Source organism: Vibrio sp. 2132-1, from assembly GCF_033344315.1.
In genome coordinates this window covers 42760-68499 of record NZ_JAWPON010000012.1, presented here as the reverse complement: position 1 = coordinate 68499, position 25740 = coordinate 42760, and the positions used below count along the sequence as shown (strand labels likewise).

25 protein-coding genes are annotated in these 25740 nt (G+C 45.1%); 21 read left to right on the top strand and 4 right to left on the bottom strand.

Going from position 1 to position 25740, the window contains the following annotated elements:
- Positions 1 to 57: 57 nt before the first annotated feature.
- A complete protein-coding gene (locus R8N47_RS14835; protein ID WP_053350265.1) occupies positions 58 to 1530 on the bottom strand; it encodes an aminoacyl-histidine dipeptidase in 1473 nt (490 codons plus the stop codon).
- A gap of 1023 nt (positions 1531 to 2553) precedes the next feature.
- Between R8N47_RS14835 and R8N47_RS14830 the strand changes: the two genes are divergently transcribed.
- The 14 genes from R8N47_RS14830 to pgpA all read left to right on the top strand — a co-directional run bounded on the left by R8N47_RS14830 (position 2554) and on the right by pgpA (position 15430).
- Positions 2554 to 3843 (top strand): NCS2 family permease, encoded by a 1290-nt coding sequence (locus tag R8N47_RS14830; protein WP_005381592.1) that lies wholly within the window; start codon positions 2554 to 2556, stop codon positions 3841 to 3843.
- Positions 3844 to 4107: 264 nt separating this feature from the next.
- Positions 4108 to 4572 (top strand): oxytetracycline resistance phosphoribosyltransferase domain-containing protein Tet(34), encoded by a 465-nt coding sequence (gene tet(34), locus R8N47_RS14825; RefSeq protein WP_005381590.1) that lies wholly within the window; start codon positions 4108 to 4110, stop codon positions 4570 to 4572.
- A gap of 91 nt (positions 4573 to 4663) precedes the next feature.
- A complete protein-coding gene (gene frsA / locus R8N47_RS14820; RefSeq protein WP_064353673.1) occupies positions 4664 to 5911 on the top strand; it encodes an esterase FrsA in 1248 nt (415 codons plus the stop codon).
- Between the two features lie 115 nt (positions 5912 to 6026).
- Entirely contained in the window at positions 6027 to 6416 is a 390-nt protein-coding gene (gene crl / locus R8N47_RS14815; protein WP_005381584.1) for a sigma factor-binding protein Crl, read from the top strand.
- 121 nt (positions 6417 to 6537) lie between these two features.
- Complete coding sequence (proB, locus tag R8N47_RS14810) at positions 6538 to 7677, top strand: glutamate 5-kinase (protein WP_005383771.1); 1140 nt, start codon at positions 6538 to 6540, stop codon at positions 7675 to 7677.
- A gap of 17 nt (positions 7678 to 7694) precedes the next feature.
- Positions 7695 to 8945, top strand: coding sequence for a glutamate-5-semialdehyde dehydrogenase (locus R8N47_RS14805; RefSeq protein WP_025768889.1), 1251 nt, complete (start codon positions 7695 to 7697; stop codon positions 8943 to 8945).
- Between the two features lie 206 nt (positions 8946 to 9151).
- On the top strand, positions 9152 to 9601 hold the full coding sequence (gene nrdR / locus R8N47_RS14800) for a transcriptional regulator NrdR (RefSeq protein ID WP_005381578.1): 450 nt from the start codon (positions 9152 to 9154) through the stop codon (positions 9599 to 9601).
- A gap of 7 nt (positions 9602 to 9608) precedes the next feature.
- A complete protein-coding gene (ribD, locus tag R8N47_RS14795; RefSeq protein WP_017635684.1) occupies positions 9609 to 10736 on the top strand; it encodes a bifunctional diaminohydroxyphosphoribosylaminopyrimidine deaminase/5-amino-6-(5-phosphoribosylamino)uracil reductase RibD in 1128 nt (375 codons plus the stop codon).
- Between the two features lie 8 nt (positions 10737 to 10744).
- Positions 10745 to 11398: a riboflavin synthase gene (locus R8N47_RS14790; RefSeq protein WP_005383626.1), complete on the top strand. Its 654-nt coding sequence runs from the start codon at positions 10745 to 10747 to the stop codon at positions 11396 to 11398.
- Between the two features lie 173 nt (positions 11399 to 11571).
- Complete coding sequence (gene ribBA / locus R8N47_RS14785; RefSeq protein ID WP_005381573.1) at positions 11572 to 12681, top strand: bifunctional 3,4-dihydroxy-2-butanone-4-phosphate synthase/GTP cyclohydrolase II; 1110 nt, start codon at positions 11572 to 11574, stop codon at positions 12679 to 12681.
- 169 nt (positions 12682 to 12850) lie between these two features.
- Positions 12851 to 13321, top strand: coding sequence for a 6,7-dimethyl-8-ribityllumazine synthase (ribE, locus tag R8N47_RS14780; RefSeq protein ID WP_005381572.1), 471 nt, complete (start codon positions 12851 to 12853; stop codon positions 13319 to 13321).
- A complete protein-coding gene (nusB, locus tag R8N47_RS14775; protein ID WP_005381571.1) occupies positions 13321 to 13788 on the top strand; it encodes a transcription antitermination factor NusB in 468 nt (155 codons plus the stop codon). The genes ribE and nusB overlap by 1 nt, the downstream gene beginning before the upstream one ends.
- 78 nt (positions 13789 to 13866) lie before the next feature.
- Positions 13867 to 14832 carry a thiamine-phosphate kinase gene (thiL, locus tag R8N47_RS14770; RefSeq protein ID WP_047102095.1) on the top strand — a complete coding sequence of 322 codons (966 nt, stop codon included), beginning with the start codon at positions 13867 to 13869 and terminating at the stop codon, positions 14830 to 14832.
- Between the two features lie 91 nt (positions 14833 to 14923).
- The gene (pgpA, locus tag R8N47_RS14765; protein WP_005381569.1) at positions 14924 to 15430 is read left to right on the top strand and encodes a phosphatidylglycerophosphatase A; all 507 of its coding nucleotides are present in this window, start codon (positions 14924 to 14926) and stop codon (positions 15428 to 15430) included.
- A gap of 58 nt (positions 15431 to 15488) precedes the next feature.
- Here pgpA and dxs read toward each other — a convergent pair whose 3' ends face one another.
- From dxs to xseB, 3 genes are read right to left on the bottom strand one after another with little or no spacing between them, the layout of a single operon-like run.
- Positions 15489 to 17354, bottom strand: a complete 1866-nt coding sequence (dxs, locus tag R8N47_RS14760; protein WP_064353674.1) for a 1-deoxy-D-xylulose-5-phosphate synthase — start codon at positions 17352 to 17354, stop codon at positions 15489 to 15491.
- A gap of 20 nt (positions 17355 to 17374) precedes the next feature.
- Positions 17375 to 18259, bottom strand: coding sequence for a (2E,6E)-farnesyl diphosphate synthase (gene ispA / locus R8N47_RS14755; protein ID WP_033905843.1), 885 nt, complete (start codon positions 18257 to 18259; stop codon positions 17375 to 17377).
- A gap of 21 nt (positions 18260 to 18280) precedes the next feature.
- Complete coding sequence (gene xseB / locus R8N47_RS14750) at positions 18281 to 18523, bottom strand: exodeoxyribonuclease VII small subunit (protein WP_017635682.1); 243 nt, start codon at positions 18521 to 18523, stop codon at positions 18281 to 18283.
- 263 nt (positions 18524 to 18786) lie between these two features.
- Here xseB and pomA point away from each other — a divergent pair, with 263 nt between their 5' ends.
- From pomA to rlmM, 7 genes are all read left to right on the top strand, one after another.
- Positions 18787 to 19548, top strand: a complete 762-nt coding sequence (pomA, locus tag R8N47_RS14745) for a flagellar motor protein PomA (protein WP_005381564.1) — start codon at positions 18787 to 18789, stop codon at positions 19546 to 19548.
- A 14-nt stretch (positions 19549 to 19562) separates the two neighbouring features.
- Positions 19563 to 20510, top strand: a complete 948-nt coding sequence (locus R8N47_RS14740) for a flagellar motor protein MotB (RefSeq protein WP_005383619.1) — start codon at positions 19563 to 19565, stop codon at positions 20508 to 20510.
- 211 nt (positions 20511 to 20721) lie between these two features.
- Complete coding sequence (thiI, locus tag R8N47_RS14735; protein ID WP_005383617.1) at positions 20722 to 22170, top strand: tRNA uracil 4-sulfurtransferase ThiI; 1449 nt, start codon at positions 20722 to 20724, stop codon at positions 22168 to 22170.
- 510 nt (positions 22171 to 22680) lie between these two features.
- A complete protein-coding gene (locus R8N47_RS14730; protein WP_005383616.1) occupies positions 22681 to 23601 on the top strand; it encodes a transcriptional regulator GcvA in 921 nt (306 codons plus the stop codon).
- Positions 23582 to 24205: an alpha/beta fold hydrolase gene (locus R8N47_RS14725; protein WP_005383614.1), complete on the top strand. Its 624-nt coding sequence runs from the start codon at positions 23582 to 23584 to the stop codon at positions 24203 to 24205. Before R8N47_RS14730 ends, R8N47_RS14725 begins: the two co-directional genes overlap by 20 nt.
- Positions 24195 to 24593, top strand: coding sequence for a DUF423 domain-containing protein (locus tag R8N47_RS14720; protein WP_042521214.1), 399 nt, complete (start codon positions 24195 to 24197; stop codon positions 24591 to 24593). The genes R8N47_RS14725 and R8N47_RS14720 overlap by 11 nt, the downstream gene beginning before the upstream one ends.
- Positions 24590 to 25681, top strand: coding sequence for a 23S rRNA (cytidine(2498)-2'-O)-methyltransferase RlmM (rlmM, locus tag R8N47_RS14715; protein WP_017820611.1), 1092 nt, complete (start codon positions 24590 to 24592; stop codon positions 25679 to 25681). Before R8N47_RS14720 ends, rlmM begins: the two co-directional genes overlap by 4 nt.
- Positions 25682 to 25740 lie beyond the last annotated feature (59 nt).

The window sequence follows — 25740 nt, the reverse complement described above, 5'->3', positions numbered from 1 at the left end:
CAACTAAACCAAAAAAAGGGTGCCGTATGGCACCCTTTGTCATTTTTCGTGATTGAATTATGCTTTCTCTGGAATCGCTTCTAAAAGCGCGACCATCTGTTCCCAGTACAACTGAACAGTATCAATCTTCACTTTCTCATCTGGAGAGTGAGGGAATTTTATTGTTGGACCGAAAGAAACCATATCCATGTGTGGGTATGGTTCTTTAAATAGGCCACACTCAAGACCAGCATGGATGACCATGATGTTCGGCTTATGACCGTAAATGCCTTCATACATATCACGGAAAATTGCCATGATCTCGGAATCTGCATCTGGCTTCCAGCCAGGGTAAGCGCCTGAGAACTGAATTTGTGCGCCTGCTAGCTCAGTAATCGAGCGCAGCATGCTTTCCACTTGGCTACGGCCAGAGTCAATGAGAGAACGAATCAAGCAAAGCACGGTGACTTTATTTTCTTCTGTGCTGATCACACCAACGTTTAGAGAAGTTTCAACAACGCCTTCCACCTCATCACTCATACGGATTACGCCGTTTGGACAAGCGTTAAGTGCCGCAATGAATCGTTGCTGATCGGCGATTGAAAATACTTGCGCGTCAGTCGTGATCACTTCATTAAAGGTTACGATACCTGTTTCGATTTTACCCAATTCAGTTTTAAGCAGCTCAGTGTAGTGGTTGAACAGCTCAGCAAGCTTGTCTTGGTTTTCGACAGGAAGCGCGACAGTAACAAACGCTTCGCGAGGGATTGCATTACGTAAGCTACCGCCACGGAATTCGACTAAACGTAAATCAAGCTCTTGAGCATGACCGGCAAGGAAACGACCAAGTAATTTGTTGGCATTACCGCGACCTGTGTGAATGTCACAACCTGAGTGACCACCTTTTAGGCCTTTCAGCGTCAGTTGGCGTGTTACAAAACCTGCAGGCGTTGATTCTCGAGAAATATCGAAAGTCATGGTGCCATCAACGCCACCTGCACAACCCATGTAGACTTCGCCTTCTTGCTCAGAGTCTGTATTTAGAAGAATCTCACCCTCTAACCAACCAGCTTCAAGGCCAAATGCGCCAGTCATGCCTGCTTCTTCATCAATCGTCAGCAGAACTTCGAGTGGACCGTGCTTAATATCTTTAGATGCCAATACAGCAAGGCAAGAAGCCATACCAATACCGTTATCTGCACCAAGCGTCGTGCCTTTCGCAGTTACCCATTCGCCATCGATGTAAGGTTGGATTGGATCTTTGGTGAAGTCGTGTTCAGTGTCTTCGTTTTTCTGCGGCACCATGTCGATGTGTGCTTGAAGTACAACAGCCTTCTTATTCTCCATTCCTGGTGTCGCGGGCTTTTTGATGAACACGTTACCGGTTGGATCACGGCGAACGTCAAAGCCTTGCTCTGTTGCCCAGTTGATAATGTACTGTGCTAATGCTTCTTCATGTTTCGATGGATGAGGGATAGAACAAATCTTATCGAAAAACTGCCAAAGTGGAGCAGGTGATAAGGTACTGATCTCAGAATGGAACTCAGACACGGAGGACTCCTTTTGATGTGCTTTGCCAAATATATACCGTAAAAATATTATCAAGGTAGCATTAAATGCTAGACGATTTGGCCTTCAAATTGCCGTTAGCATACCACCAGATAAGGAGTACGAGTAGTCGCGATCACAAGGATTTCTCTCAGAACTGTCACAGTTTGTGAATACAATAACAAGCACTATGTGTTCTCTATCATATATTCTGAAAGTGGCTTTATTTTTTAATTCATAAAGTTGTAATTTAATTACACATAAACTTTGATAAAGGTCAATTTGTGCATTTTTTGTGATTTCAATCACTAAAATGCTTGTAATTAAATTTCTTGGTGGTATATTTGTAACCAGCTTCTGAGAGAAGAATGAAATGCTCAAAGGATGAGTCCGTTTTATCGCCTCCAAGGAACCGAGAAATCAACGAATGTTTAATTGATTTAAAAGGTGATAGTTATGAAAGGTTTACCAAGTACAATGTTCTGGAATAGCAAGTCTGTTTACACCGGTAACTTTGTATACCCAACAAGCTTTGGCTACTAAGTGAAGTCAACGCATGTGACTCGAACAGTTTGTTCACCCCTATAAATTGGAATTTTTTTTCAGTGATAGTGCTGACATGATTCACCGCCACCCAAATTGGGTGGCGTTTTTTTATCTCTATTTTCTCTTCCTGACTCACTTATTGCCATCAAAGCCTTCTTCTATTCCCCATTCTTCGGTTTTATCGACTTTTCCATCAAATCTGTTAGATACCATGTTTAAAATGGGCCTTTTTCATCTGAAAGTTTAGTACATTGCTCAGTTTTTATTCTCTTTTAGAGAACTGTGTTATCTGGGTTACCTATTGTTTTATAAGAATATATTTCTTTGCTTGCTATGATAGATTAGAGAATGTGTTTCATATCCAAAGAAAAAAAACGCATTAGAGTGAAGATTCTATCTAGAATTTGCTATTTGATAACTTTATAATTCCCGCCAATCGATTACGCAACCGTTTACTTTTTACCTTTACAGGATTCGATCATGCTCGAGAGGCTTTTTAAACTCAGTGAAAATGGCACAAATGTGCGCACTGAGATCATTGCAGGTGTTACGACCTTCCTAACTATGGCTTACATTATTTTTGTAAACCCAGCGATCCTGTCGGATACCGGTATGGACCGTGGCGCCATTTTTGTCGCGACTTGTCTTGCTGCCGCAATCGGCTGTTTTATCATGGGATTTGTTGCCAATTACCCAATCGCACAGGCACCAGGAATGGGCCTGAACGCATTTTTTACTTACTCTGTTGTATTGGGAATGGGTTATACGTGGCAAGTTGCGTTGGCGGCTGTATTTGTTTCTGGCCTTCTGTTCATTCTTTTAAGCGTATTTAAGATCCGTGAGTGGATTATTAACTCGATCCCGCATTCTCTACGAACAGGTATTTCAGCTGGTATTGGTCTTTTCTTAGCGTTTATCGCATTAAAAAATGCAGGTATCGTCGTTGATAACCCAGCGACATTAGTTTCTATGGGAGAGATCACATCATTGCCATCTGTATTGGCCGCGATTGGCTTCTTTCTTACGATTGCACTGGTTCACCGTGGTGTGAAAGGTGCGGTGATGATCGCCATTCTTGGCGTTACAGCGCTTGGTCTTCTATTTGGTGATGTGCAGTGGGGCGGTATTATGTCAACGCCACCAAGCATTGCGCCAACTTTCATGCAACTGGATTTCTCTGGTTTGTTTGAAGTAGGCATGATTTCCGTCGTATTTGCTTTCCTATTTGTCGATTTATTTGACACCGCAGGTACGCTCGTTGGCGTTTCTCAAAAAGCTGGTCTAACTGACGAGAATGGCAACATCCCTCGTTTAAACAAAGCGTTACTTGCAGACTCAACAGCAACGTCAGTAGGGGCATTACTTGGTACCTCCAACACGACATCTTATATTGAAAGCGTTTCTGGTGTAGCTGCGGGTGGGCGTACTGGTCTAACAGCCGTGGTTGTTGGTGTACTCTTCCTACTTGCTCTATTGTTCTCACCACTTGCGGGTATGATCCCTGCTTATGCAACGTCAGGTGCGCTATTCTATGTGGCGATCTTGATGCTGTCTGGGCTAGTAAGCATTGATTGGCGTGACCTAACTGAAGCGTCCCCAGTTGTTGTGACTTGTTTAGTTATGCCGCTAACATTCTCGATTGCAGAAGGTATCACGTTAGGCTTTATCGCATACGCGGCGATCAAGTTATTCAGCGGTAAGGGCCGTGAAGTGTCGATGAGTGTATGGGTGATGTCAGCCATCTTCATCGTTAAATACCTCGTCGGTTAATTTCTCGAGCAAAAAGCCAGTGTGGATTTATTCACGCTGGCTTTTTCTTTTTTTACGTTGTTCACAGAAGACGGTTTTTCTGCGGAATAGGCAGAGAATTTTGATATCACCGTTGGTATTAGCGGTGTGTTTCGGTAGAATAATCGTTTGCGCAGCTTGAAATCCTCGTCTCCAAACATTTTGGAGAAGTTAGTGAGCATTCCGCTTTTGAGTGACTTCGCTAGATTTTGAGGATGCATATTTTCAAATTATTAGGTTATTACAATGAGTAAAAAATTCATTATCACTTGGGATGCAATGCAGACTTACTGCCGTGAACTGGCTGAAAAACAAATGCCAGCTGAGCAATGGAAAGGAATTTGGGCGGTAAGCCGCGGCGGTTTGGTTCCTGGCGCTATTTTGGCTCGTGAACTGGGTATTCGTTACGTTGATACAATCTGTATTTCAAGCTACGACCATGATCATCAGCGCGACATGACGGTACTAAAAGCACCTGAAGGTGATGGCGAAGGTTACCTAATCGTTGAAGACCTAGTAGACAGTGGTGATACAGCGCGCAAACTACGTGAGATGTATCCAAAAGCGAAAATGATCGCTGTGTGTGCGAAACCATCAGGCAAAGAGCTGCTGGATGATTACGTTGTAGATATTGCTCAAGACACTTGGATCGAGCAGCCTTGGGATATGTCAATCCAGTATGCTGAGCCAGTAAACCGCAAGCAAAAATAAGCGCGGTTAAAGAATATTGAGAAATGCCCCTTTATAGGGGCATTTTTTTTATTATGATATTAAATCATGCTAATAGCCTAGGGTTCTTCCTATGTCTGAAGACGTCAGTAAAAATCTTTCCGAAACTTTGTTCGTGAAACATAAGCAAGCAAAAGAAACCTCCGCGCTTACCCAGTACATGCCGACCAGTAAAAAAATACTTGATGAACGAGAAGCGCAAGGTGATCGTGCTTGGTATCGTCATTTGCGTCGCTTGCAATGGGCTTGGCAAGGATTGTCTCCGATCGAAATGGAAGGCGTACTGTCCAAAATTGCTTCATCTTCTCACTCGCGAACCAATGATGATTGGTTAGACACTGTAATGGGTTATCACAGTGGTAACTGGACATTTGAGTGGATCAAGCTTGGTATGGATCATCAGAAGCGAGCAAATGAAATGCAAGGAGAAGAGGCAGCGGATGAACTCTTCACTGCTTCTTTGTGTTTTAGTATTGCAGGCTACCCACATTTAAAAAATGACAATTTGGCATCGCAGGCTCAAGTACTGGCAAACAAAGCGTATTCTGACGGCGCAGAAAAAACTAAGTACACCATCAAGCAAATTGAAGTGCCTTACCAAAATCGCAAAATCATCGCGAACCTCCATTTACCAAGAACGGATAAACAGTTGCCTGTGGTCATGGTGAGCGCTGGTTTGGATACTCTACAAACCGACATGTGGCGTTTGTTCCGTAATCGTCTTGCACCGCGAGATATTGCGATGTTAACCGTGGACATGCCTTCGGTAGGGCATAGCTCTCATTGGCCCTTGACCGAGAATTCAAGTTGCCTACATCAAGCGGTATTGAATGAGCTTTACTCGCTACCTTGGGTTGATCATCACAAAGTGGGGTTAGTTGGGTTTCGTTTTGGTGGTAATGCCATGATCAGACTCTCTTTTGTTGAGCAAGAAAAGATCAAAGCTTGTGTCGCTCTAGGCGCACCCGTACATGATATTTTTACTTCCCCTCAGAAGTTACAAAAAATGCCGAAGATGTACCTAGATCTTTTGGCTTCCCGTTTGGGGAAAAATGCGGTTGATATTAATAGCATGGCTGGTCAGATGATGGCGTGGTCATTGAAGGTTCAGGGCTTCCTGAGCAGTCGAAAAACCAAAGTGCCTATTTTGGCTTTGAGTCTTGAGGGCGATCCAGTGTCGCCACACAGTGATAATCAACTTGTTTCTCTATTTAGCCAGTATGGTAGAGCGAAAAAAATCAGTTCCAAAACAATTACAAAAGGATATGAGCAATCCCTCGATTTAGCCATAAAGTGGCTAGAAGATGAATTATTAGGGTGACAATTCTCCTAAATTAGTTAAGAGTGATATATCTGAGCAAAAAATAAGCTCATGATAATTAAAAATAATAATCATTCTTGGGTGTTTACTTTTAACTATGAAAACGGAGATTCATATGTCAGAGACGACTCAGGGCCCGACTCACTTTCGCTTGATGTCAAAGTTGAAGGCGATAGGGCCTTACCTGCGCGAACCACAATCGCAAGAAGGGCGCTATTATTTTGATTGTTTATCTGTATGTGTAGACGACAAAAAATCGCCTGAGAAGCGTGAATTTTGGGGCTGGTGGATGGATTTGGAATCCATCGAGGGAGGCTTTACTGCTAAATATCATATTGGCAAGTACAACAAAGAAGGGCAATGGGTATCTGAAGCCCTTCCCAAAAAAGTGGTAGAGGAAGTGTATCTCACGCAGAGCACATTCCATCAAAAGCTGGTTGATACTTTAGAAGAACACTTCAAATTAGAAGTCGAATATCACACGGAGTCTTTCGATTTCGCTTAATTTGGTTGTTTTCATTTAATACCAAACAAAAAGGTGCGAAAACGCACCTTTTCTCTTGTTAATTCCCTATTTGATTGTTAAAACATCCTCTCTTTATTTGTTTTTCACTTCAGAAGACATCATGACAACGAATCAACAAAATGCAGTTGTTTCACAACCACAAACTGTCGTTGTGAAACTGGGTACAAGTGTGCTGACAGGCGGCACTCTGGCACTCGACCGTGCACACATGGTTGAGTTAGCACGCCAGTGTGCTGAGCTTAAAAAACAAGGCCATTCAATCGTAATGGTTTCGTCTGGTGCGATTGCAGCAGGCCGTGAGCATCTTGGTTACCCCGCATTGCCCAACGAGATGGCGAGTAAGCAGTTACTTGCCGCGGTGGGGCAGAGTCGCTTGATTCAAACATGGGAGTCTTTGTTTGGTATTTATGGTATCAAGATCGGCCAAATGTTACTAACCCGTGCCGATTTAGAAGATCGTGAGCGATTCCTTAACGCGCGTGACACTATTAATGCGCTCGTTGCGAACGATATTGTTCCTATCGTAAACGAAAATGATGCCGTTGCGACTAGCGAGATTAAAGTTGGCGATAACGACAACCTTTCCGCTTTGGTAGGCATTTTATGTGGTGCAGATAAGCTCTTGCTTTTAACGGACCAAAAAGGTCTGTTTACTGCTGACCCTCGTAAAGATCCGAACGCAGAGCTTATCAAGGAAGTAAAAACCATCGACGATACGCTGCGTAAAATCGCAGGTGGAAGCGGTACAACATTGGGTACTGGTGGTATGGCAACGAAGCTGCAAGCCGCAGACATCGCTCGACGCGCAGGTATCGAGGTTATTATTGCTGCTGGTAGTGCGCCGAATGTTATCTTTGACTCTCTAAGTGCTGAACCTCAGGGCACGCGCTTCCTACCTTGCGCTGAAGCCTTAGAGAACCGTAAACGCTGGATTCTAGCGGGACCTGCGGCATCGGGCGACATCGTTATTGATGATGGTGCAGTCAATGCTGTGGTCGGCAAGGGGAGTAGCCTACTTGCTAAAGGGGTCATCAAAGTTAGTGGTGACTTCGCACGAGGCGAAGTGGCGCGTGTAACAAACGCTCACGGTAAGTTGGTGGCTCGTGGCATCAGCGCCTACTCAAGTGATGACCTAACTAAAATTACGGGCAAACACAGTAAAGATATCATCTCTATTTTGGGGCATGATTATGGCTCTGAGGTGATTCACCGCGATGATCTGGTCGTCATTCAGGAATAGAATTAGAGGGAAGCAAAGTGGATTTAACGAATATGGGTAAAGCTGCTAAAGATGCAGCTTTCGAATTAGCGACAGCGTCAACTGCGCAAAAGAACCAAGCATTAGCCATCATCGCTGATGAGCTAGAAGCAAACTCCGCTGCTATTTTGGCGGCAAACGCTAAAGACATCGAACTTGGCCGTGAAGCGGGTTTAACCGATGCGCTGCTCGATCGCCTTTTGCTTAATGAAGAACGATTGACTGCAATTGCGAATGATGTTCGCAACGTCATTAGCTTGAACGATCCTGTAGGCAGTGAAATAGACAGTAAGGTACTGGAAAATGGGATGTCACTGTCTCGTCGTCGTGTGCCGCTTGGTGTCGTAGGCGTAATTTATGAAGCGCGTCCAAACGTAACCATTGATATTGCAGCGTTGTGCTTGAAAACCGGCAACGCAAGCATTTTACGTGGTGGCAAAGAGACATTTTTCTCGAATATGGAATTAGTGAAGGTTATTCAGTCTGCGCTCGCAAAGGCGAACCTTCCAGCCGCTTCTGTGCAGTACATTGAAAAACCAGATCGTGAGCTTGTTTCTCAATTGCTTAAGTTGGACGATTACGTCGACATGATCATTCCACGCGGTGGTGCTGGCCTACACAAAATGTGTAAAGAAAACAGCACGATTCCGGTGATTATTGGTGGCTTTGGTATCAGCCATATCTTTGTCGACGAATCCGCTGATCTAGAGAAATCCCTGAATGTGGTTGAGAACTCTAAAGTTCAACGTCCATCTGCGTGTAACTCATTAGATACGCTGCTCGTGCATGAAAAAATTGCAGCGCAATTCCTACCAATGATCGTAGAGCGCATGAACGATAAAGTGACCTTCGTGACAGAGCCTAAGGCAAAAGCACTGATGGCTCAAGCAACACAAATTCGCGATGCTGTTGAAGGTGACTTTGATACTGAATGGTTGAGCTACACTCTTGGTGTAAAAGTTGTGTCTGATGTGAAAGATGCCATTGTTCATATGCGTGTCCATAACGCGAGCCACTCAGATGCGATCATGACCAATAGTTTGGAAAACTCAGAACTGTTCATCAATTCTGTCGGTTCGGCGGCGGTTTATGTGAATGCTTCAACGCGCTTTACAGACGGTGCGCAATTTGGCCTTGGCGCAGAAGTCGCAGTATCTACGCAAAAGCTACATGCACGCGGTCCGATGGGCTTAGAAGAGCTAACTAGCTACAAGTGGGTTGGTAAAGCGAACTACTTAGCACGCAGTTAACACATTCGACGAGATCTTGAGTGAAAAAGGGGCCTTTGCGCCCCTTTTTGTTTTGTCTAACATACCAATTCCGCTACACTACATGAGCTTTTATTTCGGTTTGAAAGCGTTATACCCAAATAGCTTTAATAGAGTCCGTATAACCATGAACGCGTGGTTATCCGTGATTGCTCATGAGGTTATTTTGGTATAGATATGGAGGTGATATGCATTGTCCTTTTTGTTCCGAGAACGATACCAAAGTTATTGATTCCCGCTTAGTGGCTGATGGCCATCAAGTTCGACGTCGCCGTCAGTGCTTGGCGTGTAGCGAGCGTTTCACTACGTTTGAAAGCGCAGAGTTAGTGATGCCTAAAGTGATCAAATCGAATGGCAACCGTGAACCATTTGATGAAGATAAAATGGTTGGCGGTATTCAACGCGCTTTAGAGAAACGCCCAGTGAGTGCCGATTCTATAGAGTTAGCGATCAGTATGATCAAATCACAACTGCGTGCGACGGGTGAGCGAGAGGTTCCGAGTGAAATGATTGGTAATTTAGTCATGGACCAGCTCAAAGAGCTCGATAAGGTGGCTTACATTCGTTTCGCTTCCGTTTACCGCAGCTTTGAAGATATTCGCGAGTTTGGCGAAGAGATTGCCCGCCTAGAAGACTGAGTAGCTCATGACTCAACACACTCTTGAAAGAGCGTTTTCTGATTTAGATTTCGCCATGATGTCACGAGCTATTAAGTTAGCGAAACGTGGCATTTATACCACCGCCCCTAATCCAAATGTAGGGTGTGTCATCGTTCGTGATGAAGAAATTGTCGGTGAAGGCTATCACCATCGTGCTGGTGAGCCGCATGCCGAGGTGCACGCGATGCGCATGGCGGGTGAAAAAGCAGTTGGTGCAACCGCTTATGTGACGCTAGAACCTTGCTCTCATTACGGCCGTACACCGCCATGTGCCGAAGGGCTGATTAAAGCCAAAGTGGCACGTGTGGTTTGCGCCATGGTAGACCCAAACCCGAAAGTTGCAGGTCGTGGCATCCAGATGTTACGTGATGCCGGAATTGAAGTACAAATCGGCTTGTTAGAGCAAGATGCCCTTGCCCTTAACCCTGGTTTTATAAAGTACATGCGTACAGGCATGCCGTTTGTTCAATTAAAAATGGCAGCCAGTTTGGATGGGCAAAGCGCACTCAGTAATGGTCAGAGCCAATGGATCACCTCCCCAGCGGCCCGCCAAGATGTGCAGCGTTATCGAGCGATAAGTGGTGGCATTCTTTCTACTAGCAAAACGGTGATTGATGATAATGCATCACTCAATGTGCGCTGGGATGACTTACCTAATAGTGTTCAAGCGCAGTATTTACAAGAAGAGCTTCGTCAACCAGTACGTGTAATCTTAGACCGTCAGAACCATTTAACTGATGCGCTCAAGCTGTTCCATACCGATGGAGAACGAGTTATTGTTCGCTCTGATGGAGACTGTATCCCTCTATTGGACAGCGCTGACCAAATTGACTTATCAACGACATTAAAACGTATCTCGGATGAGCACCACATCAATCACTTATGGGTTGAAGCTGGAGCTACGCTAGCGAGTGCGATGATAAAGGCTAATCTTGTAGATGAGCTCATTGTTTACCTTGCGCCAAAACTCATGGGCAGCGATGGTCGGGGGCTTATCGGTGCTTTAGGGTTAAGCGCTATGGCTGACGTCATAGATTTAAACATTACAGACGTTCGTATGGTTGGGGTAGACATTCGCATCACCGCCACCATAAAACGTAATGAAATTAGATAAGAAATAGTATGTTTACAGGAATAGTAGAAGCAGTGGGCAAGTTAGCTGCGATTACGCCGAAGGGCGAAGACATCACCGTCACGGTTGAAACGGGTACGCTTGATATGTCAGACGTTAAGTTAGGCGATAGCATTGCGACCAATGGTGTTTGCTTAACGGTAGTTGACTTCGGAAGCCACTATTACAGTGCTGATCTGTCATTAGAAACCTTGAAGAAAACTGGGTTTGCTGATTACCAAGTAGGCGATAAGGTGAATCTAGAAAAAGCCATGTTGCCAACAACGCGATTGGGTGGACATATCGTTTCTGGCCATGTCGATGGGGTTGGTGAAATTGTCGAACGCAATTCAGTTGGCCGTGCGATAGAGTTTTGGGTTGCAATGCCTGCGGAAATTAGCAAGTACGTTGCAGAGAAAGGCTCGATTACTGTTGATGGTATTAGCCTAACCGTCAACGACTTACGTAAAAATGCTTTTAAGCTGACGATCGTTCCTCATACGAGTGAAGAAACTACGATTGACCAGTTTCAAGTGGGGCGCAAAGTCAACTTAGAAGTTGATGTACTTGCGCGTTATATGGAGCGTTTACTGCAAGGACAACAAGAAGATAAGGCCGAGTCTCGTATCACGATGGACTTTTTACAGCAAAACGGTTTTGCATAAGTCTTGGGAGTGGCTGCGTGAGGCATGCGATAAAGAGCAGACTCACAGAACACCGCGAGATTCATTGACTTGCTTAATGCAAAGCTCAAACTATTGACCTAACTAGCATTCACTGCAACGTAATTTTTCATTGCTGTCGCAATAACAAATTTAGAATAACGGGATAACAGACTATGCCAATCAGTACGCCACAAGAAATTATTGATGATATTCGCGCAGGCAAAATGGTCATCCTCATGGATGATGAAGACCGCGAGAATGAAGGTGACTTGATCATGGCTGCCGAGCATATTACGCCGGAAGCCATCAACTTTATGGCAACCTATGGCCGTGGCCTGATTTGTTTAACCATGACCAAAGATCGTTGCGAAAGTCTAGGTCTGCCACCAATGGTGCAAGACAATAATGCGCAATACACCACCAACTTTACTGTTTCGATTGAGGCAGCAGAAGGGGTAACGACTGGTATTTCAGCCGCAGATCGCGCACGTACCGTTCAAGCAGCAGTCGCGCCAAACGCTAAAGCTGCGGATTTGGTGCAGCCTGGTCACATCTTCCCTCTCGCAGCTCAAGACGGCGGTGTACTGACTCGCGCAGGTCACACTGAAGCAGGCTGTGATTTGGCTCGTCTTGCTGGTTTAGAGCCAGCATCGGTGATTGTTGAGATCTTAAATGACGACGGCACCATGGCTCGTCGCCCAGATCTAGAGATCTTTGCAGAGAAGCACGGTATTAAATTGGGCACTATTGCCGACCTAATTGAGTACCGCAATAACACTGAGACAACGATTGAACGTGTGGCAGAGTGCAAGCTACCGACAGAGTTTGGCGAGTTCACGTTAGTCACTTACAAAGACACCATTGATAACCAAGTGCACTACGCAATGTGCAAGGGCGATTTGAAAGAAAAAGCGCCACTGGTTCGCGTTCATCTTCAAGACGTTTTTACCGACTTACTACGTAGCGATCGTAATGCAGAGCGCAGCTGGACACTAGATAAGGCAATGAAACGCATTGGTGAAGAAGGCGGTGTGCTGGTTGTTCTTGGCCATGAAGAATCGACCGATCTACTTATTCATCGCGTGAAGATGTTCGAAGCGCAAGACAAAGGTGAAGCCCCAACGCTTGCTAAAAAACAAGGCACGTCTCGCCGTGTTGGCGTTGGTTCACAGATTCTTGCGGATCTCGGTGTACATGATATGCGCCTTCTGTCATCGACCAACAAAAAGTACCACGCGTTAGGTGGTTTTGGTCTGAACGTTGTTGAGTACGTCTGCGAGTAACAACCGAACAATAAGTTCCTAGTCTTTGACGTGCTTAACTCGTCAATGGCTAGGAACCGGTGATTTGCCTCCAATTTCCATTAGATATTGCTCACAAATTTGTGCTAGAATCCGGCGATTCTCACTTGATGAACATATTTCACTTATAAATAGAGTTAAAGGAAAGCTTATGAAAGTGATCGAGGGTGGCTTCCCAGCGCCAAATGCAAAAATTGCTATCGTTATTTCTCGTTTCAACAGTTTTATTAACGAAAGCCTACTTTCTGGTGCGATCGATACACTAAAGCGTCACGGACAAGTAAGCGAAGACAACATCACGGTTGTGCGTTGTCCAGGTGCCGTAGAACTACCTCTAGTAGCTCAGCGTGTTGCTAAAACTGGCAAATTCGACGCTATTGTTTCTCTAGGGTCTGTTATTCGCGGTGGAACGCCTCACTTTGACTATGTTTGTAGTGAAATGAACAAAGGTCTAGCACAAGTGTCTATGGAATTCAGCATTCCAGTAGCATTTGGTGTTTTGACTGTTGATACGATCGATCAAGCGATTGAACGCGCAGGAACCAAGGCTGGTAATAAAGGTGCAGAGGCTGCACTAAGCGCACTTGAAATGATTAATGTACTATCTGAAATTGATTCCTAATGGGGGCCAGTGTGAAACCAGCCGCACGTCGTAACGCACGTCAATTCGCTCTACAGGCGATCTACTCATGGCAAATTACTAAAGAGAATGTTGCCAAGATTGAAGAACAGTTTTTGTCTGGCGACAAATACGATGAAGAAGAACTTCATGCATCTGAGCCAGCGCTTGCTGCTCCAGAGACAGACGTAGCTTACTTCCGTGAACTATTAAGCGGTGTTGTACTTAGCCACGCTGAGCTAGATAGCAAAATTCGTCCATACATCTCTCGTCCTATGCAGGATTTAGATATGATGGAACTTGCTCTTCTTCGCCTTGCTATGTACGAGATGACTCGTCGCGAAGATGTTCCTTACAAAGTTGTTATCAATGAAGCGATTGAACTTGCAAAAGTTTTTGCAGCAGAAGATAGCCACAAGTTTGTGAATGGTGTACTTGATAAAGCAGCACCTCACATTCGTAAGAAATAACGATTTCTTCAATGAAAAGGTCAGCACATGCTGACCTTTTTTGTATCAAAAGCTTTTACATCAAAAAGTAAGTGAATTATGTCTGGTGAATTTAATCTGATAGACAAGTATTTCGTCGGTCGTCAGAGCCAACGTAAAGATGTCCATCTAGCCGCTGGTGATGATTGCGCTTTGGTCAAAGCGCCAGCTAATGTTCAGATTGCGATTAGCACGGATACATTGGTAGCTGGAACGCATTTCTTAGCCGACGCGAACCCAGCATGGGTCGCACACAAAGCATTGGCTTCTAACATCAGTGATTTGGCGGCGATGGGCGCAACGCCTGCGTGGGTGAGCTTTGCATTAACGATGCCTGAGCCAGATGAAAAATGGCTTGCTCCTTTCTGTGATGCATTTTTCGAACTGGCTGATTACTATGGTATTCAGTTAATAGGCGGTGATACCACCAAAGGGCCATTGTGTCTGACACTCACGGTGCAAGGTTTTGTACCTGAAGACAAAGCGCTCACGCGATCCGGAGCCAAGCCTGGGGATTGGGTATATGTAACGGGAAACCTTGGCGATGCAAAAGCTGGCTTGGATGTGATTCTAGATGACTCTCTGCGCAGCAGAGCCGGCGCGGAAGCACTAGAGCGAGCTCATTACCTTAGTTCTCCGCGTGTGCTTGCTGGACAAGCTCTTGTTGGCTTAGCCTCGTCGGCGATAGATATTTCAGATGGTTTAATCTCTGATATTAAGCACATTTTACAGCGATCTCAGGTTGGGGTTAGTATTGATGTCTCTCAGCTACCGATCTCTTCAGAATTAGTCCAGTTTTTAGATGATAAGATCAGCGCGCAGCAGTATGCTTTAGCAAGTGGCGAAGAATACGAGTTGTGTTTTACCGTGCCGGAGCAAAATCGAGGCTCGTTACAAAGCGCTTTATCTCATACTGGCTGTAAGGTCACATGTATTGGTCAAATCCGACCAAATGGAACCTTCGAGCTGCATGATAACAATCAACCACTTGATTGGGACTTAAGTGGCTTCGACCACTTTAAATGATCTGAGCTAAGCTCTAGCCAAGAGCCTGTTACTATTGAGTAACTCGCAGGCATGACGATTGAAACCAAACTAGCAGTATAGGTTTAAGGATATGACCAACCCTCTTTCTCTGATTTCATTAAAGAATCCGTGGCATCTATTGGCGACGGGTTTTGGCAGTGGATTATCCCCGTTTATCCCTGGAACAATGGGCACACTGGCGGCCGTGCCTTTCTTTTTGCTGTTGGCACAATTACCATTTACGGCGTATGTCATTGTTGTTCTGATCTCGTGTGTGATCGGCATTCAAATATGCCAAGTGACGTCTGCAGACATGAAAGTACATGATCATGGTTCAATCGTATGGGATGAGTTTGCGGGCTTTTGGATTACGATGAGCATTGTACCTGCACTGAATATTCCACTCACTGAATGGAAGTGGTTGATCACTGGCTTCATCTTATTTCGTTTTTTCGATATGGTAAAACCTTGGCCAATTGGGTGGCTAGATAAGCGAGTTCACGGTGGGCTAGGTATTATGGTTGATGATATCGTGGCGGGAATTATGGCTGGTGTTGCCCTGTTTCTAGTCGCAAAATACGCTGGCTGGATGAATTAAACCATGAACTAAACACTGGACGTAAAAAAGGGATGCCATGAGCATCCCTTTTTACATGCTATTTTGCTAAATAATCCAAGATGGATTTTTCAATTCCTTTTGCATCGAGACCAAGCTCTTCATGCAGTTCATCTTGTGTTCCCTGATGAATAAACTCATCGGGTAAACCTAGGTTTAAGACTGGCTTAATGATTTTATCTTTCATCATGAACTCAACGACACCCGCACCTGCACCACCTGCGATAACATTTTCTTCTAACGTCACGAGCACGTCATGATCTGCGGCTAATTGACGAATTAATGCTTCATCGAGCGGCTTCACAAAGCGCATATCAGCAACAGTGGCGTTAAGGTATTCTGCCGCTTCTAGCGCGTTACCCAAGAAAGTACCAAAGCTCAGAATAGCAACTTTTTCACCTTGGCGAACCATGCGCCCTTTACCGATTTCTAACGCCGTAAACTCAGTTTCGATTTCTACGCCCATGCCGCTACCACGAGGGTATCGAACCGCACTCGGGCCAGAATGCTTATGGCCAGTGTAAAGCATTTGTCGGCACTCGTTTTCGTCGCTTGGCGCCATGATCACCATGTTCGGAATACAGCGCATAAAGCTCAAATCGAACGCACCTTGGTGAGTTTGACCATCTGCGCCAACGAGACCTGCGCGGTCGATCGCAAACATCACTGGTAAGTCCATGATCGCGATGTCGTGGATCAATTGGTCATAACCACGTTGCAAGAAAGTCGAATAGATAGCAACGATTGGATGATCGCCCGCAATTGCCATGCCTGTTGCCAGTGTCACTGCGTGCTGCTCAGCAATCGCCACATCAAAGTATTGGTCTGGGTACTCTTTTGAGAAACGCACCATACCTGATCCTTCGCGCATTGCTGGCGTAATTGCCATTAGCTTAGGATCTTGGGCCGCCATGTCACATAAAAAGTCACCGAAGATCTTTGAGTAAGTTGGCTTACCGCCACTGCTCTTCGGTAAGCTATTGTTTGCCGGTGCGAACTTCGGCACTGCATGGTAGCCGATAGGATCTTTCTCGGCAGGCTCATAACCTTTGCCTTTCTTGGTCATGATGTGTAGGAATTGAGGACCTTTGAGCTCACGCATATTTTTCAGCGTTTTGACGAGTTCATTGACGTCGTGCCCATCAACCGGGCCAATGTAATTAAAGCCGAACTCTTCGAACAGAGTACCAGGCACCACCATGCCTTTTAGGTGCTCTTCCGTACGGCGAACCAACTCTTTAATAGGTGGAACACCAGACAGCACTTTCTTACCGCCTTCACGGATAGAAGTGTACAAGCTACCAGAAAGTACTTTCGCAAGGTGGTTATTCAGGGCGCCGACGTTTTCTGAAATCGACATTTCGTTGTCGTTCAAAATCACCAACATATCAGGATGAACGTCGCCAGCGTGGTTCATGGCTTCGAATGCCATGCCTGCTGTAATTGCGCCATCGCCAATCACACTGACAATTTTACGGCCTTTGCCTTCTTTTTGTGCGCTGATGGCCAAGCCAAGACCTGCACTGATAGATGTCGAAGAGTGACCGACAGACAACGTGTCATATTCACTTTCTTCACGCCAGGGGAAAGGGTGTAGACCATCCTTTTGGCGAATTGTTGGCATTTTATCGCGACGTCCGGTGAGGATTTTGTGCGGGTAAGCCTGATGACCAACATCCCAAATCAATTTGTCGATAGGGGTGTTGTAAACATAATGCAGAGCGACAGTTAGCTCTACGGTGCCTAAGCCAGACGCTAAGTGTCCGCTAGATTGGCTCACTGAATTTAGCAGATACGTTCGCAGTTCATCACACAGATTTGGTAATGTTTCTTTCGGAAGAAGACGTAATTCTTCCGGTGTATTTGCTAACGCCAGTGTTGGGTACTTTGAAATATCAAGAGTCATATAAATGCGCGCTTATAGTGTTAATTTTTGCGCTCGATGACATATCGGGCGAACTCTTCGAGTAACTGAGTATTGTATGGGATAGCTTCCAATGCTTGAAGTGCTTCCTGTAACAGAGTGTGAGCTTTCTCTATGGCTCCCTCTAAACCCAGCAGGGAAGGATAAGTGCTCTTATTCAGACCTTGGTCGGAACCTTGAGGCTTACCCAGTGTTTCTGTGTCACTGATGATATCAAGAATATCGTCTTGAACCTGAAACGCCAAACCAATTGCTTTTGAGTAGCGCTCCAAGTGAGGTAGAACCTCGATACCTTTCTCACCAGCAGCTAATGCACCTAATTTTACCGCACAATCAATCAGAGCTCCGGTTTTTTTACGGTGTATCTCTTCCATTTCTTCAAGAGAAACTTGGCGATTTTCCGCGCCTAAATCTAAGGCTTGCCCTACACACATGCCGCTGGCACCAGAGGAATGCGCTAAGGCTTTGATCATGCTGATGCGTTGAGCTTCAGCCGCCGGGCTTAATTGACCATCAGCAATAATAGTGAAGGCAAGAGTTTGTAGTGCGTCACCTGTCAGTATTGCGGTTGCTTCATCAAACTTAATATGACAAGTTGGTTGACCTCGACGCAGTTCATCATCGTCCATGGCTGGCAGATCATCATGAATGAGTGAGTAGGCATGTATACATTCGATAGCAGCGGCGGGGGTGTCTAAGTCTTCAGGTTTACAGCCGAGCATTTGACCTGTGATGTAAACAAGAAAAGGGCGAACGCGTTTTCCACCTAGCAAAAGGCCGTATTTCATTGCTTGAATCAATGGCTGCTCTTGATATGGAAGCTGATCGAGCCACAAATTCAATTGCTGATTGTTTCTTTGTTGAAAAGACGTCAATGTCTGTTGCATCACATTGCTCACTACTGATTGTTATTCTGAATCTGGTTTGAAGTCACTCAGTGGTGCTTCATCATCTTCATTAAGAAGAATGCTCACGCGCTGTTCGGCGTCGCTTAATTTAGTTTGGCCTGCACGAGCTAAGGCAATGCCTCGTTCAAACTTACGCAGGGCATCATCTAGAGCAAGATCGCCATTTTCTAATTGATCAACCAAGCTATCAAGCTCTTCAATGGTTGCTTCAAAGGTCATGTTTTCTGGTTTCTTGACCGCCATCTTTTTTCTGCCTTAATCAAGCCTCGGGTAAGATGCACGAAAGTTACCTTAGCCTAGTAACTTGGTCAAATTTAACCTTATATAATTGTCACAAAATTAGCGTTCAACGAGTCTAAGCGGTGAAACCCCATATTTTGGTTGAGGTTGTTAGGTGTAATTTGTGATCCATTAGCTAAGATTTTTCTAAAAATTCTGCGCGAGTTGTCGATACAGGTAATAATCCGCCCAATGGCAGTATTTGAGTATAGCGTGAGGAGTGCTTTGTGGATTTAGCAACCCTATTAGGTTTGATTGGTGGTTTTGCATTCGTCATTATGGCGATGGTGCTTGGTGGCAGCATCGGCATGTTTGTCGATGTCACGTCGATCCTTATTGTCGTTGGTGGCTCAATATTCGTCGTGTTGATGAAGTTCACAATGGGACAGTTTTTTGGTGCGACAAAGATTGCAGGCAAAGCTTTCATGTTTAAAGCGGATGAACCCGAAGACCTGATCGCAAAAATTGTGGAAATGGCCGATGCGGCGCGTAAAGGTGGTTTTCTTGCTCTTGAAGAGATGGAAATAAACAACACATTCATGCAGAAAGGCATTGATCTACTGGTTGATGGCCATGATGCCGACGTTGTGAGAGCGGCACTCAAAAAAGACATCGCGCTTACGGATGAACGACATACGCAAGGTACTGGTGTATTTCGCGCCTTTGGCGACGTTGCTCCTGCAATGGGAATGATTGGCACCTTGGTTGGTCTTGTTGCGATGCTTTCAAACATGGATGACCCTAAAGCGATTGGACCAGCAATGGCCGTTGCACTCTTGACCACATTGTATGGCGCGATCCTGTCCAATATGGTGTTTTTCCCTATTGCGGATAAGCTTTCTCTTCGCCGTGACCAAGAAACGCTAAATCGCCGTTTGATCATGGATGGCGTATTAGCGATTCAAGATGGCCAAAACCCGCGAGTGATCGATAGTTACTTGAAGAACTACCTCAATGAAGGTAAACGTGCCCTTGAGATTGACGAGTAACTTGGAGAGTCGTGATGGATGATGAAGATAACAAATGCGATTGTCCGCCACCTGGCCTCCCGTTATGGATGGGGACATTCGCAGATTTGATGTCGCTACTGATGTGTTTCTTTGTTCTTCTGCTCTCGTTTTCTGAGATGGATGTACTGAAGTTCAAACAAATTGCAGGATCAATGAAATTTGCCTTCGGTGTGCAAAATCAGCTTGAAGTGAAAGACATTCCTAAAGGTACTAGCATTATTGCCCAAGAGTTTCGACCGGGTCGGCCGGAACCAACTCCGATTGATGTCATCATGCAGCAAACCATGGACATCACTCAGCAGACGCTCGAATTTCATGAAGGGGAGTCTGATCGAGCTGGTGGCACAAAACGTGATGAAGGCAAGTTAACGGGTGGGCAATCGCCAGAAACGTCAACTCAAAACAATGAATCTGCCGAAGCGGACATGCAGCAACAGCAATCTAAAGAGATGTCGCAAGAGATGGAAACCTTGATGGAAAGCATCAAGAAAGCCTTAGAGCGAGAGATTGAACAAGGCGCCATTGAAGTTGAAAACCTCGGTCAGCAGATTGTTATACGTATGCGTGAAAAAGGTGCATTCCCAGAAGGTTCGGCCTTCTTGCAGCCTAAGTTTCGCCCTTTAGTTCGTCAGATTGCAGAGCTAGTAAAAGATGTGCCAGGCATTGTTCGAGTATCTGGCCATACAGACAATCGACCGCTAGATTCGGAACTTTATCGCTCTAACTGGGATCTCTCTTCTCAGCGCGCAGTATCAGTCGCGCAAGAGATGGAGAAAGTGAGAGGCTTCTCTCATCAACGTTTAAGAGTACGAGGCATGGCGGATACGGAGCCCTTGTTACCGAATGATTCTGATGACAATCGCGCACTTAACCGACGGGTTGAAATCAGCATTATGCAAGGCGAGCCTCTCTACAGTGAAGAAGTGCCGGTAATTCAATAACTAGGCTTTAGTTTTAAGTCAGTAAAGAGACAAGAAAGCGAGCAGATTGCTCGCTTTTTTTGTTTTTCCAATCCGCTTGGGTGTATAATCTTGCGCCTTAAAAGTGAGCTCAGACTACTTTTTGTGACTGAAACGCGGTTTTACTGCGTATGAAGTATTGAAGTTGAGTGTCACTCTTTGTTGATTGCGAAACTAACCTGCGAATTAGACTATGAAATTTATTGTAAAGCCCCATCCAGAAATTTTTGTAAAAAGTGAATCTGTGCGTAAGCGCTTCACAAAGATTTTAGAGTGCAACATTCGTAACATCATTAAGAGCCGCACGGAGTCTGTCGCGGTATTTAACCGTCGTGATCACATTGAAGTGACCTCTGAGAGTAACGAATTCCACGCTGAAGTTCTTGAGGTTTTGACTCATACACCAGGCATTCACCACGTACTGGAAGTGAAGCAAACTGAATTTAAAGACTTGCACGATATCTTCGAGCAAGTGCTAGAACTCAACCGTGCTGCACTCGAAAATAAAACCTTTGTTGTACGTGCGAAGCGTCGTGGCAAGCATGACTTTACCTCTATTGAACTAGAGCGTTATGTAGGCGGTGGTTTAAATCAAGCGATTGAAAGCGCTAGTGTTAAGCTACGAAACCCAGACGTGACGATCAAGGTAGAAGTCTCGAACGACAAGCTAAACCAAGTATTGTCTCGTCATAAAGGCCTAGGTGGTTTCCCTCTGGGTACGCAAGAAGACGTGTTAAGCCTGATCTCGGGTGGTTTCGATTCTGGTGTTTCAAGCTATCTTCATATCAAGCGTGGTTCAAAAGTACATTACTGCTTCTTTAACTTGGGTGGTCCAGCACACGAAATCGGCGTTAAGCAGGTTTCTCACTACCTATGGAACAAATACGGTTCTTCAGCAAAAGTACGTTTTATCTCAGTTGATTTCGAGCCTGTGGTTGCGGAAATCCTAGAGAAAGTCGATGACGGCCAAATGGGCGTGATCTTGAAGCGTATGTTCATGCGTGCAGCAGGCATGATCGCTCAGAAGATGAAGATCGAAGCATTGGTAACAGGTGAAGCGCTAGGTCAAGTATCGAGCCAAACGCTAACCAATCTACGCCACATCGATAACGTAACAGACACGCTGATTCTGCGTCCGCTTATCAACTGGGATAAAGAAGACATCATCAATCTAGCACGTGAAATCGGCACAGAAGATTTCGCAAAGACAATGCCAGAATACTGTGGTGTTATCTCTAAGAAGCCAACCGTGAAAGCGGTGAAAGGCAAGCTAGAAGCTGAAGAAGAGAAATTCGACTTCAGTATCCTTGAGCAAGTGGTTCAAGAAGCTCGCATGATGGACATTCGTGATATCGCGAAAGAGTCTGAGCAAGCCGCACCAGAAGTAGAGCAAGTTCAAGCGGTAGAAGAGCACGCGGTTGTGCTAGATATTCGTAGTCCTGAAGAGGAAGACGATAACCCACTTGAAATCGAAGGTGTGGATGTGAAACATATCCCTTTCTACAAGCTGGGTACACAGTTTGGTGACTTAGACCAGTCTAAGACATACCTACTTTACTGTGACCGCGGTGTGATGAGCCGTCTGCAAGCGCTTTACTTGCAAGAGCAAGGCTTCAGCAACGTAAAAGTTTACCGTCCATAGCTGACTGTTAAAATACGTTAAAAGGCGCAAATTGAGACATCAATTTGCGCCTTTTTTGTTTTTGATCGCGTTACAGACAACCATTACTTAGCATAATGTTGAGGCTCATCGCAAAGCCATACACTTTGTGTTGATATAACGATAATTAATCCGAAAGAAGAGTAATAAAGTGATATTGCTGCCAGATATGCGGATGAGATTTTTGATAGATAAAAAAACACCGCCTAATTTAGGCGGTGTAACAAATTTGACAGACAGGTCAAAAATAAATACAGGAAGTATATGTTTTGTCACAGGGAGTGTGGACAAAACATTATGGTAGAAATCTACCTAACTCGAAATACGAGTTTGCAAACACAACATCGCAACAACGAAGCCAATTGATTTCCAAAGAAATCAAGCCGTTCAGGCCCGTGTTGCGGGGTGAAATATAGAATTTATCTGGCTGTTCGACAACGGACATTTTATAATGTTTCAGATTAAAAAAACTAATCCTATTAGAGGTCCCATATGTCTCGCAGATTGCCTCCATTAAATTCGCTTCGAGTCTTCGAAGCGGCTGCTCGTCATCTCAGTTTTACACGAGCAGCAGAAGAGTTATTTGTTACTCAAGCCGCGGTCAGTCACCAGATTAAAGCGCTTGAAGAGTTCTTATCATTGAAGCTCTTCCGTCGACGTAATCGTTCTTTGTTGTTAACAGAAGAAGGCCAAAGTTACTTTCTCGATATCAAAGATATTTTCACCTCGATTGCGGAAGCGACAGATAAGGTGTTGGAACGTAGCGAAAAAGGGGCATTGACGATTAGCCTACCGCCGAGTTTTGCTATCCAATGGCTTGTACCTCGTTTGGCCGATTTTAATGCTCAAGAGCCCGATATCGATGTACGTATTAAAGCCGTAGATATGGATGAAGGCTCACTGACTGATGATGTTGATGTGGCGATCTACTATGGCCGTGGGAACTGGCCAGGTTTGCGAGCAGATAAATTGTACCAAGAGTTTTTGATCCCACTTTGTTCACCTTCATTACTTTTGGGTAACAAACCATTAGAATCTTTAAGTGACCTCAAATTACATACTTTGTTACACGATACTTCGCGTAAAGACTGGAAGCAGTTTGCTCGTCATTACAACATTGAAGGCATCAACGTAAACCACGGTCCTATTTTTAGTCACTCAACGATGGTGCTACAGGCTGCTGCGCACGGTCAGGGGGTCGCGCTCGGTAACAACGTACTCGCCAAACCTGAAATGGAAGCCGGACGACTCATTGCACCATTCGACGAGGTGTTGATATCTAAGAATGCATTCTATGTGGTGTGTCATGAACAGCAGGCAGATATGGGCCGAATCGCAACGTTTAGAGACTGGATGTTAGCAACCGCGAGAAAAGAACAAGAGGAAGTATTGGATGAATCACTGGATAGCTGAGGGACCTGAAAACGGACCGCTGTTTATTTTTGCTCACGGCGCAGGTGCGGGGATGGAGCATGACTTCATGACAGCTGTCGCCAAAGGATTAGTGGAGCAAGGTATTCGTGTAGTGCGTTTTAATTTCCCTTACATGGTGAAACGTTCGGAAGATGGCAAAAAGCGTCCGCCCGATCGCGCGCCAAAGTTGCTCGAAGCATACAGCGAAGTGATCGCTCACTTTACTTCTTCTCCCGTGGTTATTGGTGGTAAGTCAATGGGCGGTCGTATGTCGAGCTTGTTGGCTGAAAATGAGCTGGTGGCGGGCATTGCCTGTTTAGGGTTTCCATTTCACCCGCCGGGAAAGCCAGAGAAATACAAAGGCGAACACTTAGCAACCATTGAGAAACCTACGCTGATTCTGCAAGGGGAACGAGACACCTTTGGTAAGCGTGAGGAATTCGATGATTTCGTCCTTTCGTCACAAGTAACGGTGAGCTTTTTACCTGATGGTGACCACAGCTTCAAACCGCGCAAGATCTCAGGTCATACTGAAGTGGGTAACATTGCACTCGCGATAGAGCAGTTAGCGGCGTTTATAAAAGAGGTGTACAGTGAAAAGTAAGTGGTTACTCTCATTCTCTGCTCTGTCTGGGCTGATTTCGGTCGCTCTTGGAGCATTTGCTGCTCATGGGCTAAAAGCGACACTGGCCCCTTATTTGCTCGGTGTATTTGAGACCGGAGTTCTGTATCAATTTATTCACACGTTGGCGATTGTGTTTTGTGCCATTCTGCTTCTGCTCAATTTGGGACAAAAAGCACAAAAATATTTTTTCATTGCGGCGATTTGCTTTATTATCGGCATCTTTTGTTTTAGCGGCAGTCTTTACGCGCTGGCGCTGACGGGCATTAAGTGGTTTGGGCCAATTACTCCTGTGGGAGGATTACTGTTCATGATTGGTTGGTGTCTGTTCTTTTTTGCTGCGTTCAATATCAAAGAGGTCTCCAAGTGAAACAACTAATGCTCTATTGCCGTTCTGGCTTTGAGAAAGAGTGTGCTGGTGAAATTCAGGACAAAGCGACACAGTTGGAAGTGTATGGCTTCCCTCGTGTGAAGAGAAACTCAGGTTATGTTGTCTTCGAGTGTTACCAAGATGGAGATGCCGACAAACTTGCGAGAGGTTTAGACTTTAAGTCTTTAATTTTTGCTCGACAAATGTTTGCGGTAGCAGCTGAGTTTCAATCGTTGCCAAGTGATGACCGCATTAGTCCAATTTTGAATGAACTAGCAGACATTGAAGCATTCCCTCGTTGTGGTGATTTGAGAATTGAAACGCCAGATACAAATGAAGCGAAAGAGCTACTGAAATTCTGCCGTAAGTTTACCGTCCCAATGCGTCAAGCGTTGCGCGGCAAAGGCTTAATGCTGAACAAAGATAACGCGAAAAAACCAGTACTGCACATTTGCTTTGTTGAGCCTGGCCACTGTTACGTTGGTTACTCTTACACTGACAACAACTCACAGTTCTTCATGGGTATCCCTCGCCTTAAATTCCCAGCAGACGCTCCAAGTCGTTCAACACTTAAACTGGAAGAAGCATTTCATGTCTTTATTCCACGTGAAGAGTGGGATGAGCGTTTGGCACCAGGTATGTGGGGTGTGGATTTAGGTGCATGTCCAGGCGGTTGGACGTACCAATTAGTGAAGCGCTCAATGTTCGTTCACTGCGTAGATAACGGCATGATGGCAGACAGTTTGATGGAAACTGGCCAGATCAAGCACCATATGGTGGATGGTTTTAAGTTCGAACCAGACCGCAAGAACGTAACATGGATTGTTTGTGACATGGTGGAAAAGCCAGCTCGTGTTGCTCACCTGATGGGACAGTGGCTGTTAAAAGGTTGGGCAAAAGAGGCCATCTTTAACCTTAAGCTGCCAATGAAAGGGCGTTATGACGAAGTGCTGCAAGACCTTGAAAATCTGAAGCAGTTCCTCATTGATAATAAGGTAAAGTTCAAGCTACAAGCTAAACATTTGTATCATGATCGTGAAGAGATCACGATTCATATCCAATGTCTGTCGAATATTTCACCTTACTAACTTTATTCCCCGAGTCTTTTGGGAATAGTGATTAGAATAGAAAAAGCGCCTTCAAATGG